This window comes from Pollutimonas harenae, from assembly GCF_004153685.1.
GTDB lineage: Bacteria > Pseudomonadota > Gammaproteobacteria > Burkholderiales > Burkholderiaceae_B > Pusillimonas_C > Pusillimonas_C harenae.
Map to the genome: position 1 here is coordinate 795230 of NZ_SDQD01000002.1, position 15948 is coordinate 811177.

At 54.8% G+C, this 15948-nt stretch carries 17 protein-coding genes; 9 read left to right on the top strand and 8 right to left on the bottom strand.

Annotated elements, in window-relative coordinates; all coding sequences use genetic code 11:
- Window positions 1-32: 32 nt before the first annotated feature.
- Entirely contained in the window at window positions 33-1382 is a 1350-nt protein-coding gene (locus tag ERD84_RS10585) for an NAD(P)H-dependent oxidoreductase (protein ID WP_130039576.1), read from the bottom strand.
- A gap of 184 nt (window positions 1383-1566) precedes the next feature.
- On the opposite strand from ERD84_RS10585, the gene ERD84_RS10590 reads away from it, so the two are divergent.
- The 4 genes from ERD84_RS10590 to ERD84_RS10605 are packed head-to-tail and all read left to right on the top strand — an operon-like array spanning window position 1567 to window position 5483.
- Window positions 1567-2577 (top strand): sulfate ABC transporter substrate-binding protein, encoded by a 1011-nt coding sequence (locus ERD84_RS10590; protein WP_130039577.1) that lies wholly within the window; start codon window positions 1567-1569, stop codon window positions 2575-2577.
- 31 nt (window positions 2578-2608) lie between these two features.
- Window positions 2609-3478, top strand: a complete 870-nt coding sequence (cysT, locus tag ERD84_RS10595) for a sulfate ABC transporter permease subunit CysT (protein WP_130039578.1) — start codon at window positions 2609-2611, stop codon at window positions 3476-3478.
- A complete protein-coding gene (gene cysW, locus ERD84_RS10600) occupies window positions 3475-4410 on the top strand; it encodes a sulfate ABC transporter permease subunit CysW (protein WP_130039579.1) in 936 nt (311 codons plus the stop codon). The genes cysT and cysW overlap by 4 nt, the downstream gene beginning before the upstream one ends.
- Before the next feature lie 2 nt (window positions 4411-4412).
- Window positions 4413-5483, top strand: coding sequence for a sulfate/molybdate ABC transporter ATP-binding protein (locus ERD84_RS10605; protein WP_130039580.1), 1071 nt, complete (start codon window positions 4413-4415; stop codon window positions 5481-5483).
- Window positions 5484-5502: 19 nt separating this feature from the next.
- On the opposite strand, the gene ERD84_RS10610 is transcribed toward ERD84_RS10605, so the two are convergent.
- A complete protein-coding gene (locus ERD84_RS10610) occupies window positions 5503-6372 on the bottom strand; it encodes a DMT family transporter (protein ID WP_130039581.1) in 870 nt (289 codons plus the stop codon).
- Window positions 6373-6595: 223 nt separating this feature from the next.
- Here ERD84_RS10610 and ERD84_RS10615 point away from each other — a divergent pair, with 223 nt between their 5' ends.
- Genes ERD84_RS10615 through ERD84_RS10630 form a run of 4 tightly spaced genes read left to right on the top strand, consistent with a single transcriptional unit; the run spans window position 6596 to window position 9185 of the window.
- Window positions 6596-7159 (top strand): peroxiredoxin, encoded by a 564-nt coding sequence (locus ERD84_RS10615; protein ID WP_130039582.1) that lies wholly within the window; start codon window positions 6596-6598, stop codon window positions 7157-7159.
- Window positions 7160-7186: 27 nt separating this feature from the next.
- Window positions 7187-7681: a glutathione peroxidase gene (locus ERD84_RS10620; protein ID WP_130039583.1), complete on the top strand. Its 495-nt coding sequence runs from the start codon at window positions 7187-7189 to the stop codon at window positions 7679-7681.
- Window positions 7678-8376 carry a glutathione S-transferase N-terminal domain-containing protein gene (locus tag ERD84_RS10625; protein WP_130039584.1) on the top strand — a complete coding sequence of 233 codons (699 nt, stop codon included), beginning with the start codon at window positions 7678-7680 and terminating at the stop codon, window positions 8374-8376. Before ERD84_RS10620 ends, ERD84_RS10625 begins: the two co-directional genes overlap by 4 nt.
- 8 nt (window positions 8377-8384) lie before the next feature.
- Window positions 8385-9185: an RsiV family protein gene (locus ERD84_RS10630; RefSeq protein WP_130039585.1), complete on the top strand. Its 801-nt coding sequence runs from the start codon at window positions 8385-8387 to the stop codon at window positions 9183-9185.
- 42 nt (window positions 9186-9227) lie between these two features.
- Here the strand turns inward: ERD84_RS10630 and ERD84_RS10635 are convergent, their stop codons facing one another.
- The 5 genes from ERD84_RS10635 to mltG all read right to left on the bottom strand — a co-directional run bounded on the left by ERD84_RS10635 (window position 9228) and on the right by mltG (window position 13829).
- Complete coding sequence (locus tag ERD84_RS10635) at window positions 9228-10109, bottom strand: ankyrin repeat domain-containing protein (RefSeq protein ID WP_245150668.1); 882 nt, start codon at window positions 10107-10109, stop codon at window positions 9228-9230.
- A gap of 136 nt (window positions 10110-10245) precedes the next feature.
- A complete protein-coding gene (locus ERD84_RS10640) occupies window positions 10246-11031 on the bottom strand; it encodes a TatD family hydrolase (RefSeq protein ID WP_130039587.1) in 786 nt (261 codons plus the stop codon).
- Between the two features lie 25 nt (window positions 11032-11056).
- Window positions 11057-12109 carry a DNA polymerase III subunit delta' gene (gene holB, locus ERD84_RS10645; protein WP_130039588.1) on the bottom strand — a complete coding sequence of 351 codons (1053 nt, stop codon included), beginning with the start codon at window positions 12107-12109 and terminating at the stop codon, window positions 11057-11059.
- Window positions 12102-12752, bottom strand: a complete 651-nt coding sequence (gene tmk, locus ERD84_RS10650) for a dTMP kinase (protein WP_130039589.1) — start codon at window positions 12750-12752, stop codon at window positions 12102-12104. Before tmk ends, holB begins: the two co-directional genes overlap by 8 nt.
- A gap of 66 nt (window positions 12753-12818) precedes the next feature.
- Window positions 12819-13829, bottom strand: coding sequence for an endolytic transglycosylase MltG (gene mltG, locus ERD84_RS10655; RefSeq protein WP_130039590.1), 1011 nt, complete (start codon window positions 13827-13829; stop codon window positions 12819-12821).
- Window positions 13830-13971: 142 nt separating this feature from the next.
- Between mltG and ygfZ the strand changes: the two genes are divergently transcribed.
- Window positions 13972-14988, top strand: coding sequence for a CAF17-like 4Fe-4S cluster assembly/insertion protein YgfZ (ygfZ, locus tag ERD84_RS10660; protein ID WP_130039591.1), 1017 nt, complete (start codon window positions 13972-13974; stop codon window positions 14986-14988).
- Between the two features lie 50 nt (window positions 14989-15038).
- Here the strand turns inward: ygfZ and mmsB are convergent, their stop codons facing one another.
- Window positions 15039-15926, bottom strand: coding sequence for a 3-hydroxyisobutyrate dehydrogenase (mmsB, locus tag ERD84_RS10665; protein ID WP_130039592.1), 888 nt, complete (start codon window positions 15924-15926; stop codon window positions 15039-15041).
- Window positions 15927-15948 lie beyond the last annotated feature (22 nt).

Consider the following 15948-nt stretch of genomic DNA (forward strand, 5'->3'; position numbering starts at 1 on the left):
GCTGCAGGGATCGAAGCCTGGCTTACCCAGCTTTACTGGGCTTGCGGTGGGATAAGTGATTCCATTTCCTTGCGTATCCGATAAGCGGGTGTGCTGGTGTCGATATCTACATCAGACCAACTTAGAGATTGCCCCTTGGCTACCGGACACAGTACTTTGATGCCATGCGCCAGGCCCAGAGGCAGCCCGCCAATACTGACTGATTTCTGTGCCGGCAGCAGCTTGCCCCAGACCGTATAGCCGCCTTCGCCGTCAAGAATATCGCCTGGTTTAAGGTCACGTTTGGCCGTGGCCACGACATCGGCTTGCCAGCATGTGGCAACCCCTGTGGCCTCTTTGCGCAAGGCTACAGAAGCCACGGACATGCCCACTTCCAGGCCGATCAGATGCCAACGTTTGTATAAAGTGAAATAGCGGCCTGAAGGATCGGTGTGTGCGTTGTATTCTTCAAAACAGTTCTTGATGTAGTCAGTTTCGGCTTCGACGGTTACCCAGACACCCATGCGTATGTCGTAGGGAATACGCCTGCCATCGGCTTCCAATGACGAAACCACCTCGACCATGCCTTTGCTTTCCAGCACACCACCTTCGCTGATGGGGCGCGTGACAAAAGGAATGTCTTCAATACTGGCTGGTGGGTAAAGCAGCCCGTTCGACGGCACACGCAGGCCAGTGGCATTGGCCACGGCAGAGCTTTCTATAGAAGGTTTGGAGCCGTCGAGAAAACTATTGAACATCTTGGGGTTCAAACCTCCGCGTTCTGCCTGTTCAGGCGTCAGGCCGTAATAGCCCCAGACGGTATCGGGTGTTGACTCGGAAAAATGTGGCAGCCATTTATGCCCGCGACCAGCCGCAACGACCGGGAATCCGCAGGTGCGGGCCCAATCGACCAAGTCGCAAATAAGTGCCGGCTGGTCGCCAAACGCGAGGGAATACACCACACCAGCCTGAGCGGCTTTCCGGCCCAGCAGCGGGCCACAAAAGGCATCGGCCTCGACCGTTACATTGACGACATGCTTGCCCTGAGCAAAAGCAGCCAGGCAATGCTCGACCGCCGCAATGGGATTTCCGGTGCATTCCACCACAACATCAATCTCGGGCAGGCTGACCAAAGCCTGCCAGTCGTCGGTGATCCATGTGGAGCCTGTACGCAAAGCCTCATCGGCAGAGCTTGCGCCGTACTGTTCAGGCTTCCAGCCGACCCGTGCAAGACTGTTGCGGGCTGCTTCGGGCGATAAGTCGGCGATGCCAGCCAGATGCACACCCGGCGTACGTGGAATCTGTGACAAGTACATGGCGCCGAATTTGCCTGCACCTATTAATCCGACGCGTATGGGTTTGTTCTGAGCAGCGCGTTCCTGCAACTGGGCATAAAGACTCATCGATCGATCCTGTAGCGCAAAAAAAAGAAAATAGCTTACCCGATTCCGCACGTCTTAAGCATATAGCTCGGGCACATTATGCGCACAGCTTATAAATATTGGAAAAAGTAATCGTTCTGTTTTGGCGCAGGCTTCCGTAGTCTAGATACCGGGCCACCCCACACTCGTTAGGACAGGAAGATTCATGAGATTTACGTCAATATTCAAATCGGCACTTATAGCTGCCTTGCTAGCCACCCCCGTTGCTCATGCTGCGGAGGTGTCCTTATTGAACGTATCCTATGATCCCACACGGGAGCTGTATCAGGCGTTCAACCAGACATTTGCGGATTACTGGAAAGAGAAGACTGGCGACACAGTAACCATCAGGCAATCACACGGCGGCTCAGGCAAGCAGGCACGCTCAGTCATAGATGGACTGGAGGCGGATGTGGTCACACTTGCCCTGGCATCCGATATTGATGCAATCGCCGGACACGGAGCCATTGCGACTGACTGGCAGCGGCAACTCAAGCAGAACAGTGCGCCCTATACGTCCACCATTGTTTTTCTGGTACGCAAAGGCAATCCCAAGCACATCAAGGACTGGGGGGATTTGCTGGAACCCGGCATACAAATCATCACTCCTAACCCCAAGACCTCAGGTGGGGCGCGTTGGAACTATCTTGCTGCATGGGGTTACGCTCTGGGCCTTCCGGGTGGCAGCGAGCAAAGTGCCGAGGAATTCGTAGGCGACTTGTACAAACAGGTGCCGGTGCTGGACTCCGGGGCGCGTGGCTCGACTACGACTTTTGTTGAACGCGGTATCGGCGACGTCTTGCTGGCCTGGGAGAACGAAGCTCTGCTGGCCATCAAGGAGCTGGGGCCTGAAAAGGTGGAAATAGTGACGCCCTCGGTCAGCATCCTGGCAGAGCCACCTGTCGCTATCGTTGATAAAAACGTGGATAAGAAAGGAACGCGTGCCGTGGCCCAGGCTTACCTGGAATATCTGTATAGCGCTACAGGCCAGAACATTGCAGGCAAGAACTACTACCGCCCCAGCAATAAGGAGGTAGCAGCCCGATACGCCGGCCAGCATCCCGACATTGAACTGTTCACCATAGAAGAGGTGGCGGGTGGATGGGCCCAGGCTCAGGCGCATCACTTTGACGACGGTGGCATCTTCGACCAAATTTACCAACCTGCCGGCAGGTAATGACCTTGTATAAGAAGAAAGAAAACACTTTATGCCTATTCTGAATAGCCAGCCGGCGCGGAGTGCGGCCCCATTCCGGGTCATACCCGGGTTCAACCTGACATTGGGCTTCACCCTGCTCTACCTAAGCCTGATCGTCCTGATTCCCTTGTCGGCCGTATTTCTTAAAACCTTTACCCTGAGTTGGAGCGATTTCTGGGAGACCATTACTGCACCACGAGTAGTGGCTTCCTATAAGTTGAGCTTCGGAGCGGCGTTCCTGGCCGCAATGGTCAACGTTGTCTTCGGCACCTTGGTGGCCTGGGTGCTGGTACGCTATCGATTCTTTGGCAAGAAAATCATCGATGCCCTGGTGGATTTGCCTTTTGCCTTGCCCACTGCCGTAGCTGGTATTGCACTGACCGCACTTTATGCTCCCAATGGCTGGATAGGCCGATTGCTGGAGCCCTTGGGCATCAAAATCGCCTTCGCGCCTTTGGGTATCGTTGTTGCATTGGTCTTTATTGGTTTGCCTTTTGTCGTGCGAACGGTGCAACCCGTCCTGGAAGAAGCCGAGCAAGAACTGGAAGAAGCCGCTGCAAGCCTGGGTGCAAATCGGATGCAGACCCTGTCAAGGGTGATTCTGCCGACGATTGCTCCCGCTTTGCTGACCGGCTTTGCCATGGCTTTTGCCCGGGCCAGTGGCGAATACGGTTCGGTCATTTTTATCGCTGGCAATATGCCCATGATTTCCGAAATCGCCCCACTGCTGATCGTGACTAAGCTGGAACAGTACGACTATGCGGGCGCGAGCGCCATAGCGGCTGTCATGCTACTCATTTCATTCGCCTTGCTGCTGGCTATCAATCTACTGCAAGCCCGGGCGCGCCACAGCACCGAAGCAAAAAGGAAATTGACATGAGTGTGTCCGACCTGAGCTTGGTAAAACCTGCCATCATCGGGCCCCAAACACCTGCATGCCTGTACTCGGAAAATAGTGCAGTCACCCCATCGGTGACGCAAGAACCCCGCTGGCTTCGGTATACCCTTATTTCGGTAGCGTTGCTGTTTCTGGGCTTGTTTCTGCTCATGCCACTGATTGCGGTTTTCACCGAGGCTTTACGCAAAGGTTGGGGAGCCTATGCGACAGCCATCATCGAGCCCGACGCGGTGTCGGCCATCAAGCTGACCCTGTTGGCGGCGGCGATAGCAGTGCCACTCAATGTGGTGTTTGGTGTGTCGGCAGCCTGGTGCATTGCCAAATTTGATTTTCGTAGCAAGAGTTTGCTACTTACCCTGATCGACATTCCGTTCTCGGTGTCGCCGATTATCTCTGGTCTGATCTACGTATTGTTGTTCGGCGCACAGGGCTGGATGGGAGAGTGGCTATATGAGCATGACATCAGGATTCTGTTTGCGGTACCCGGCATTGTGCTCGCCACCATTTTCGTCACCTTTCCTTTTGTCGCGCGTGAACTCATTCCCCTGATGCAATCGCAAGGCAGCGAAGAGGAAGAAGCCGCTTTAGTACTGGGCGCTTCGGGCTGGCAAACTTTCTGGCGGGTGACCTTACCCAACATCAGGTGGGGGCTGCTCTATGGCGTCATTCTTTGCAATGCCCGGGCCATGGGTGAGTTTGGCGCCGTGTCGGTCGTGTCGGGCCATATACGCGGCTTGACCAATACGATTCCACTGCACGTGGAGATTCTTTACAACGAGTACAACTTTTCTGCCGCATTTGCCGTGGCATCGCTCCTGGCGATGCTGGCACTGGTCACGCTTGCCCTGAAATCGTGGGTAGCGTGGCTCACACAACATCATGCGGTGTCAGAGTCCGATGCAGGAGCACATTGAACATGAGTATAGAGGTTCGTCATATACATAAGCAGTTCGGCAGTTTCACGGCCCTGAACAATGTATCGCTGAAATTTCCTGATGGAAAGCTGACTGCCCTGCTGGGCCCATCGGGCTGCGGAAAAACGACGCTGCTGCGCATTATCGCCGGTCTGGAGCATCCCGATGCCGGCGAGATCCTGCTGGACCAGGAAAATGCAGTGGCCCGCCATGTGCGGGAGCGAAAAGTAGGTTTTGTCTTCCAGCATTACGCCTTGTTTAAACATATGAGCGTCTTTGAAAATATTGCCTTCGGCCTGAGGATCAAGCCGCGCAAGGAACGCCCTTCCGAAAACGCTATTCGTGAACGCGTGACGCGTTTGCTCGAACTCGTGCAACTGGACTGGATTGCCGAACGCAAGCCATCGGCCTTATCGGGAGGCCAACGTCAGCGCATTGCGCTGGCCCGTGCACTGGCAGTTGAGCCACGCGTGCTGCTATTGGATGAGCCATTCGGCGCGCTGGACGCCAAGGTCCGCAAGGAATTGCGGCGCTGGCTGAAACGGCTGCATGAGGAATTGAACATCACCAGCATTTTTGTTACCCACGATCAGGAAGAAGCCCTGGAAGTGGCTGACGAAATTGTGGTAATGAACCAGGGACGGGTCGAACAGACCGGTGCGCCAGCGAGCGTATACAAGCACCCTGCCACGCCTTTTGTGTACGGATTCCTTGGGCACGTCAATCTGTTTCAGGGTCGACTGCAAAATGGCGTATTGAAAACCGGCGATGTATGTCTGGAGACACCAGGCCACCACCAGGCTGAAAACGAAGAAGGTACAGCCTATGTCCGCCCGCATGATATCGATATCGTGCGATACACTCCGGATGCACAGGGCATAGTGGTGCAATTGGAGCGCTTTCATGCCATAGGTCCCTTGGCGCAGCTGGAGCTCAAGCGTAAGGATACGGATGAGGTCATCGAAGCCGTTATTTCGGCGGAACGGTTTTCGCAGCTGCAGCTCAAGCCATTCGACACATTGGTGGCACGCCCCAGACACCTGCATATTTTTACGGCGGGGTCAGTTTCCTAGCGGCAAGGACTGACGCGCATCAGCGCGTCAGCAACACCACCCCAGCCACAATCACTGCACATCCAAGCAAGCGAGCCGTCGAAGCCCGTTCTTTCAAGATGAAGAATCCGGCAACCGTAGCCATCATCAAGGACATTTCCCGTAGAGGTGCGACCAGACTGACCGGACCACCCTTTTGCAGTGCAAACAGCACCAGAATATAAGCCATGGGCGATAAAGCACCTACCGCCAGTGCGTATCCCCACTTGCCGCGCATTTGCTCCAGCATGCTGGTTCGGCGCATCCAGGCGCGTGGAGCGAGAATCATGGCATTGCCCAACGCTGACAGCCAATCGAGAATGACCGGGGCAATCAGCAATACCTTCACACTATAGGCATCGGCCACTGTGTAGGCGGCAATAAACAAACCAATAAACAGGCCCCAGCGTACTCCGGTCCAGGCCTTGGGCGAGGTAAAGCGGCGCAAATTGCCATCTGACGCGATCAACAGGATACCGGCGACGATGCTGAATATGCCCAAAATACCCAGGGTGGACGGTTGCTCGCCCAGCCACAGGAAAGCGGCCAGGCTCGAGAGCAAGGGGCCGGTTCCTCGCGCCATAGGGTACACAATCGAGAGATCCGCAGCATGATAGCCCCATTGCAGACATAGGCTATAGCCGAGATGCAAAAGGCTGGACAAGGCGATGAAGAACACGGCTTGCAGGCTCCAGCTCATGCCATCGGCCCAAAGTATATAGATCACCCACGGGGCATACAGAACAGCGGAAATCAGGCGATAGGCAAAAACAAAATGACCTGCTGATGCATTAGCTTTTTTCGAGATGAGATTCCAGCTTGCATGCAAGGCGGCTGCACAGATTACCAGTCCGAATATTTCAGGGGTCATGCTTTATGCTTACCATATACGCTTCGTGTATCCAGAACCCCTAAGCACGGATTATGATGAACCCTGTCCAGTGCCTGTGCCTAGGAAGGCCCTGATTCAGGGCTTCCCTAGCCAGATAAATGGTCATAAAAGCGACATATTATCCGAATTTGATGCCGCCGCTGCACTCATCAACCCAGGAAAGCGCTCGGGGCAGCCTACTGTGCCGTTGCAAGGAGTCCTTATGAAATCCGCCCGTTTATCGCTGTTTCGCCTGCTTGCACCGCTGGTGCTGATTTGTATGCTGCCAGGAACGGCGACGGCGCAGTTGAAACCTGGCGCGCCGGCTCCTGACTTCACACTGCAAGCGACCCTGGCCGGCGATGCGTTCGAGTTTTCCCTCTACGAGGCCCTGAAGCAAGGACCTGTTGTTTTATATTTCTACCCAGCCGCATTCACCACGGGTTGCACCATAGAGGCCCATAACTTTGCCGAAGCTACCGATGAGTACAAGTCTTATGGTGCCACGGTGCTGGGTGTGTCGGCCGATAATCTGGAGAAACTCAAGGAGTTTTCCGTGAGTGCCTGCCGCAGCAAATTTGCCGTCGCCGCCGACCCGGCTGCCAGCGTGATCAAGGCCTACGACGCCAGCATGGCATTTCGTCCCAATATGGCCGGCCGTGTTTCCTATGTCATCACACCCGATCACAAGGTCTATTATGAGTTCAGCAGCTCGAATCCGGACGACCACGTTCCCAACACCATGGCAGCCGTCAAGCAATGGGCGTTAAATGGTAAAGTTCAATGAACATCATCCACACAAACCAGGGCGAACATGACATCGGTACATGCCTTCTCTGCGGTTGCCCTTGACGGCGAAGCCATAGATTTTTCCCGCTACCGCGACAAAGTTCTACTGATCGTGAATGTGGCGTCGGAATGTGGTTTCACGCCTCAGTATCAAGGCCTGGAAGCCCTGTATCAAAGCTACCGTGACCGTGGCCTGCTGGTGCTCGGTTTTCCCTGCAATCAGTTCGGCCATCAGGAACCTGGTGACGCTGCACAGATCGCCAGTTTCTGCACGCAACAGTATGGCGTGACATTTCCTTTGTTCGAGAAAATCGAAGTCAACGGTCCTGGTTCCCATCCGCTGTACGCCTGGCTTAAATCCGAAAAGTCCGGCGTACTGGGCAGTCAGAGCATCAAATGGAATTTCACCAAGTTCCTCATCGGCAGGGACGGCAAGGTCGTGCAACGCTATGGTTCCACCACCAAACCCGAGGCAATGCGCCGCGATATTGAAAAGGCGCTGGAAAAAGGAAACACATGATAGATCTACATTATTGGACCACTCCGAATGGGCACAAGATCACCCTGTTTCTCGAAGAAACCGGGCTCCCCTACACCATCTTTCCCGTCAATATCGGTAAGGGCGACCAGTTCAAGCCTGAATTCCTGAAAATATCTCCCAATAACCGCATACCCGCCATCGTGGACCACGCACCTGCTGAGGGTGCGGAACCGATGTCAGTGTTTGAGTCGGGCGCCATTTTGCTGTATCTGGCGGAAAAAACCGGCCAATTCCTGCCTGTTGCATTGCGCGAGCGGACTGAAGTCCTGCAATGGCTGTTCTGGCAAATGGGTGGATTGGGGCCCATGGCCGGGCAGAATCATCACTTCAATACCTATGCCCAAGAAAAACTCCCCTACGCCATCGACCGCTATGTACGTGAAACAGCCCGTTTGTACGGTGTGTTGAACAAGCAACTGGCTGACCGCGAATTCATCGCGCATGACTACTCTATTGCCGACATGGCTTGCTATCCGTGGATAGTCCCTCATAAGCGCCAAGAGCAAGATCTGAACGACTTTCCCCATCTTAAACGTTGGTTCGATGCGATTGAAGCACGGCCCGCCACTCGGCGAGCCTACGAAAAAGCCGAACTGATCAACACTACACCCTCGGTCAGCGACGAAGCATCCCGCAAGCTGCTTTTCGGCCAAGACGCCAGTACTATCAAATGAGGGCAGGCATGTACTTGACCCCTTTTCTTCGCTTGGGCGTGACGACGATTGCTCTGAGTGTACTCGCGGCCTGTGCCAGCGGCCCTTCCGCAAATATCTCCAGAATCCCTGTTGCCACCGACCAGCAAACCAGCAAAGAAGGCTTGTTCGTTCAAGAGGTCAAATGGAAGCATGCCAAGCCCGATTGCGAGGGTGACTGCCCCACGCTAGAGCTCGACTCCATTGTATTTCCCGGCGTCCCAATGCTCACCGAACTGGTTGATCATGCCCTGGCCGTAATGACCGGTCTGGGTGATAGCGGACCACCTCCCTATTTCACCATCGCGGAATACGAAGACTATTTCTGGAAAACCGCAGCACCACGCGACTCTACGCTGCTGTCTGCCAAAACACGCTACCGTAATCGCACCCTGACCGTCATCGAGCTGAACAGCTGGCAATACACCACCGGAGCAGCACATGGAATTTCGGCCACTCAATTTCTGAACTGGGACAACAACAGCGGAAAAGTACTGAGCCTGGAAAAAATACTTCAACCTGGTCAATATGACGCTTATGTAACTGTCTTGAAGCAGGCACACTCAACTTGGCGTGCTTCCCACCCCGATGCCCAGCGTGACATGGAAACCTTCAATCGGATGTGGCCCTTCCAGATAAGCAAGAATTTCGGCTTTACCGACCAGGGGCTGGTGGTTAAGTATGACTCGTACCAACTTGCACCCTACTCGTCAGGGCAACCCGAATTGCTGATACCGTATGCCTCGCTGCAAGGCATACTTCGACCAGAATTCATGCCCGCATCAAATTAATGACCGGAGGGTAGCCGCCCTGGGGCTGACGGCGGCTACTGCTCAGGGTGTAGGCTCTTCGTTAAAGCGATCCAGATCGAAATAACGGGAAGACGAACTATCTTTTGTCTTGTTTCCGGCATTGGTGGCTGGAGTTTGCCCAACATTAGCGGTATCGGCGCTAGTTGCGCCACGACCACCTGAGCCAGCCTGCTGCTTGGGCCTGCCTGATGCCGTCCCATTGCGTTGGGCCAATACCTTGGCAGCAGCAACATCAAGCTTGTCGGCCAGCTCGTTATGATTTTTCAAGCGTGCCCATTGTGCGGCATCGTATTGCTGCTTTGTTTTCATGGTGGCATCCGCACCATGGTTTAAAAGATACTGCACAACAGCTTCGTTGCCGCCGTATGCCGCCATCATCAAGGCCGTTGTGCCATCAGGCCCTGGCGCATTGACGATGGCTTTGTTAGCCACCAGCATCTTTACCGTATCCAGATGCCCCTTCGATGCCGCATACTGCAATGGGGTCCATCCCAGGCGATTGACCAACGCCCCCCTGTTGATTAAATCCTGTGCACGTTGAGTCTGGCCGACAACGGCCAGATACATCAGCGGAGTTTCGCGGTTTTTATTGATGGCATTGCGTACCGTCTTGGGATGAGCAGCCAATACGTCATAAACCTTCCAGGCTCCATCGCGTATGGCTTGCATGATAGCGGGCTGGCCATCGGGGCTGAGTGCATTGGGATCAGCCCCTCGTGCCAAAGCCTGCTGAACGTTATTGACCCTATCGTTGGCAATATCCACCCACCAGCTATCGGGGTTGGCCGCCTGGACGACGCCACAAAGCAGCAAACCAAGCAGCACTTGCGACAACATCTGAACAAAACGGCAAGTATTGCGCCCGAGGTGGCTTTTAGCCCTTGGGGCCGGGTGAAAAAGCATAATGGAATTCATCTTGATCAGCCTTGAGAAGAAGTCAAGCCAGTTATCCCTTACCGTCTTGGCATGAATAATTACAATAGATAATTTACTTTAGACTATTTTATTTAACTAATTTAATTTAAATAAATTACATTAACTAATTAGGATTAAGTTTATTATCTATCTTGTTGAATAATCTAAAGAAGTTACTTGTTGAGCGCTTTGCTATATCGGCGAGCGGCAAGCCTTTGAGTTCCGCAATCTTCTCTGCCACATGAATAACCTTGGATGGATCGTTGGTTTTACCACGATGAGGCACCGGTGCCAGATAAGGAGAATCGGTTTCAATCAGCAAGCGCTCCAGCGGGAGTTTGATGGCAAGTTCCTGCAGATCCTGGGCTTTCTTGAAAGTGACTATGCCAGAGAGGGAAATATAGAAATTCAGATCCATGGCCTCCTGAGCCACTTCCCAGGATTCGGTAAAACAATGCATGACGCCGCCGATTTCATCGGCACCCTCTTCTTTCATGATACGCAACGTATCGGCACTGGCGGCACGCGTATGAATGATAAGCGGCAAACCGCTCTGCTTGCTGGCCCTGATGTGTGTACGGAAGCGTTCTCGCTGCCATTCAAGGGGCTCGGGCATCCGGAAATAGTCCAGTCCGGTTTCCCCGATGGCCACCACCTTGGGTGATTGTGCCAGTTCGCACAGCTGGTCTACCGTAGGCTCAGGCGTGTCTTCGTAATCGGGATGCACACCAACCGACGCGTATAAATGGTCATGAGGAGCAACCAAATCCATCAGGCCTGGCCAGTCAGGCATATTGACGCTGACAACCAAAGCATGGCTGACCTGGTTTTGGGTCATGCGGCTCAGGATTTCCGGTAGGTTTTGAGCCAACTCCGGAAAATCCAAATGACAGTGTGAGTCTACAAACATAATATTCTTCAATAAAAACAAACGATTATGCCGGCATGCAGGCCAGTACGACACGTTGTAGGGTACTGTGTGCAAACAGCTTGGTATTCAACGGGTGGCCAGCAACTGCGCGCTGTTGAGCCAACCACTTTGCTGTCTCGGCAAGCCGACTGGGTGAGGCACGGCCGGCCACAGCTGATATTTGTTGCCCCAGAGACGGGAAATAGCGCAGCGGTGCACCGCTGGATGCCAGCAACAAGTCGAGAAACGTCCGCTGCAGGGCGTCTATCCATATTTCCGGCATCTGCGACTCAAGCTGATCGGCCAATGGACCAATATCAGGGGCTGGTGTGGCAATAATACCGCTCAATAGTTGTATCAGCCATTCCGGATAGGGGCTGTGGCCGGACTGCGCTAGTTGCCTGGCAAGCAAGGGGGCGCCACCGGCAGCAGCCAACCATGGACCCGCGTCTTCGATACCCTCTTCTTTCAGCCACTGCAGGCTTGCTTCTTTATTTGGCACAGCCAAAGGCAGGCGGCGACACCGTGATACCAGCGTCGGGAGCAGGCGGTCAGGCGCGTCGGCCACCAACAGGAAAACGGTATGCGCAGGCGGCTCTTCCAACACCTTCAGCAAGGCATTGGCAGTAATCGCGTTCATGGCTCGCGCAGGATATAAGACGGCCACACGCCAACCGCCCCTATGGGTAGCGGTATTGAACCACGTGTGCAGGACTCGCAGCTGCTCTACCTTGATCTCTTTAGAGGGTTGCTTCTTGGCGGTGGCAGAAGAAGAAGCCGTGTCGTCCGATGTGGCGGTAACTATGCCCTCTTCTTGTGCCAAGGCCTCGGGTCGGATACGTCGTAAATCAGGATGGCTGCCGCTGCGCAGCCAGAGACAGGCTGCGCAATCGCCACAAGCGCGTCCGTTGACCGGTGCCTCACACAAAAGGCTGGCTGCTGCGGCCAGGGCAAACTGCCGTTTCCCTATGCCCGGCAGCCCATGTATCAACCAGGCGTGGGCAAAGCGTTCACGCTGCCCGAGCCAGCTTGTGGCCTGGTCCTGTTGCCAGGGCAGGAAAGATACAAAATCACTCATGGCTGACCTGTTTATGCCTGGAAATGACCTGCTCGACAAGTTGCAGGACCTCGTGACGAACCTGCTCGAATGATTGCGAGGCATCTACGGTAGCGAAATGCTGCGGATCAGCTTGCGCCTGATCAATATATCCTTGGCGTGCACGCTCCAGAAATGAAAGGTTTTCTTTTTCGAGACGATCAAAATCACTGCCTCGCGAGGCAACCCGTTGCAGGCCAAGCGCCGGATCAAGGTCCAGAATAATGGTGAAATCCGGCCTCAGGCCTGCCACTGCAATATCATTAAGCTGTTTGATCAAGTCCAGGTCCAGCCCCCGCGCGTAGTGCTGAAAGCTTACTGTTGCCGAGTCAAAGCGATCAGACACAACGACTTTACCGGCGTTGATGGCCGGGATGATTTTCTGGCGTACATGCTGCGCCCGTGCGGCGGCAAACAATAGCAACTCTGTTACGTCGCACATTTCTCCGGCAGACTTATCCAGCAGTATCTCACGGATTTTCTCGCCGATGGCGGTGCCGCCGGGCTCGCGGGTCATGACTACTTCTAGTTCGAGGTCGTTCAGGTAGGTCTCGATATCGCGCAAGCACGTGCCTTTTCCGGCGCCATTACCTCCGTCGACAACAATCATAAGGCCCTTGTTCATGTCCGCTTTACCCTTGGGTCCGTCAATTGGCATTTTACTCTTGCAGCATAACGCATCAGGTTTGCGTCAATTGCCTCGTTTTAGTATGTATTTGGCAACGGCACGGTTATGGGCGGTCAGATTGGCGGAAAACTCGCTCGTGCCGTCTCCCCGTGACACAAAGTACAAAAATTTATGTGTTTCAGGATGGAGAGTAGCCAGGATCGAAGCACGTCCCGGACTGGCAATCGGCGTTGGAGGCAGGCCGCTGCGCGTATAGGTATTCCAGGGGGTATCGGTCGTCAGATCCTTTTTCCTAATCCGGCCCTGATACGCATCGCCCATTCCATAAATGACGGTAGGGTCGGTTTGCAGCGGCATTCCCAGACGCAAGCGATTGATGAATACACCAGCTACACGTCCACGATCGGCACTATGCCCCGTTTCCTTTTCTACGATAGAGGCCAGGATCAATGCCTCGTAAGGCGTTTCCAGCGGCAGATTGGGGTCGCGTTCGGACCAGAGTTCTTCCAGCATTTTCTGTTGCGCATGATAAGCACGCCGCAGTATGTCGAAATCGGAAGTGCCGGGGGCAAAAACATAGGTATCAGGGTAGAACAGACCTTCGGTGCTGGAAGTTGTCGAACCCAGACGTTTCAGCAGCTCCTGGTCAGATACCCCTGCCAGTGTTTGTCCGACTTTGGGATCATCGCGCAGGGCCTGGCGTATGCGTTTGTAGCTCCAGCCTTCCAGCAGGGTCAGTCGGGTTTGCGTCATGTCGCCGTTGGCCATGCGTTCAAGCAAGACTCTGGGGGAGTCACCTTGAGCGGCCTCGTAGGCGCCCGCCTGCAATTGTTTGTCCAATCCGGTAAGACGCGCCAATATGACAAAAGCATCTTCATTCACATGGATGCCTGCCTTATTCATGGTTTGGGCAATGCTGCGTGGTCGGCTACCAGGTTCGATCAGGTAGTCTATGCGCTCGTTATCCAGCGCCACGGGCTGTCCGACCCAGTACCAGGCGACAGCGCTCACAACCGTGGCTAGCAGCGCCGCAGCCAACAGCAAATATAGAATGAATAGCTTGAGTTTTTTCATGAGCACACGAGTGTAGCCTATGCAGCGGTATCGATAACGGTATTTGCGCTCAGCAGCGCACCGGGAATGCGGCACAATTCATAAAAGCCCATTATCATGAACACTGATGTTCCTGTCTGGTTTAGCAAAGAGTCGTTTATCCATGAGTACTTCATCTTTTTTCACCCCACTTTCCGATCTGGCCGTCATTGAAATCAGCGGCGCCGATGCCGCCTCCTTCCTGCACGGCCAGCTAAGCCACGACATGAGCAGCCTGGCGCCCGGCCAAGCTCGCCTGGCGGGATACTGTACGGCCAAGGGTCGACTGCTGGGCAGCATGGTGGTTTGGTCTGTAATCAGCGCCGAAGTTCCCGTATTGCGTGCCCTGATTAAAGCCGACATTGCCGAATCGATAGTCAAGCGACTTTCCATGTTTGTCCTGAGGGCCAAGGCCAAACTTAGCGTGACCCCCATCCAGGTGCTGGGTCTGAGCCTAGATCACAGCCCCGGCGAGCCAGCCGAAGCCGCGCCAATACAAGCCGATACGATGCTGGCAGAGCAAGCGGCCAAGCTGCCCGGCAATCCATTGCCTTTTACGGTTGTGCATACCGATGCCGGCGATTGGATAGCAGCGCCCCGGGCCGATGGCGCAGCCGTGCGCTGGTGGCTGGCGGCTGCAAATACCCTCAACCCTGATGGTTGGCCGGATGCTGCCAACACCCGATGGCAGGCGGCCGATATAGCGGCGGGATTGCCCTGGGTGCAGACGGCTACACAAGAGGTTTTCATACCGCAAACGCTCAATCTGGATTTGATCGACGGCGTCAGCTTTACCAAAGGTTGTTATCCAGGCCAGGAAGTGGTTGCCCGCAGCCATTACCGGGGTACAGTCAAGCGCCGGATGGCTTATGGTCTGATCCAGAATGCCACAGATATCGATGCCATTGCCCTACCCGGTACCGATACCTTCGATGACAGACACCCAGAGAATCCGGCGGGACGCGTTATTAATGCTGCACAAACGCCTGCCCAAGTCGGTACCAGCGTCGATATGGAGCTCATTCACATACTGATGGAAGTGCAGCTGACCGATCTGCCTGAAGCGCAGTTTCGCCTGGGGAGTGCCAGCGGCCCCGTAATTAAAATACAGCCTCTACCCTACTCTATCGAGGCATCCTAGTCGCCAGCCGCTCAAGCAAGGTGGATGCCTTGCTTGATGCATCACGGCCCCTACCGCTTCTTATACAAATTCAGAATACTGGAAAAATCGAGCCCGCCGTTGCCCTGTGCGCTGTGCAAGGAATATAGATTACGTGCCAGCTCGCCCAGTGGTACAGAGGCACGGGCATTCAGGGCGGACTCGGCCGCCAGACCCAAGTCCTTGAGCATCAAGTCTACGCCGAATCCGCCAGCATAGTTCTTAGAGGCCGGCGCGTGCTCCATGACATTGGGCCAGGGGTTGTAGAGTTCGGTTGCCCAGTTACGCCCCGAGCTTTTGGCAATGATGTCGGACAGCACTTTGGGATCGAGCCCGTTGGCCGCACCCAGCGCCAGCGCCTCGGAGGTGCCTGCCATCAGTATGCCCAGCAGCATGTTGTTGCAGATCTTGGCAACCTGGCCTGCGCCGGCGGCACCAGCATGAAAAATACTCTTGCCCATTTTTTCCAGGTATGGCCGGGCAGCCTCCAGATCATCGGTCTCTCCGCCCACAATGAAAGTCAGGGTGCCAGCTACCGCACCGCCCGTCCCGCCCGAGACCGGTGCGTCGATCATACGAACGCCCTTGGCACGGGCAGCTTCGGCCACTTTACGTGCCGACTCAGGCGCTATGGTGCTGCATTCCATGACCAGGGTGCCCGAAGCGATGTGGTCAAGCAGAGCCGGGTTGCCCAAATACAGGCCTTCAACGTGCCTGCTGGCTGGCAACATGGTGACCACTGCGTCTGCATCTTTAACTGCTTCTTGTGCCGATGCGGCAGCGGTGGCGCCGGCATCGCATGCGAGTTTGAGTGCCGAGGCCGCCAGATCGAACACGACGAGCTCGTGCCCGGCCTTAAGCAAGTTCAGTGCCATGGGGCCACCCATATTGCCTAGTCCAATAAATGCGATACGACTCATTTTGTCTCCTTGTGTAGAAATA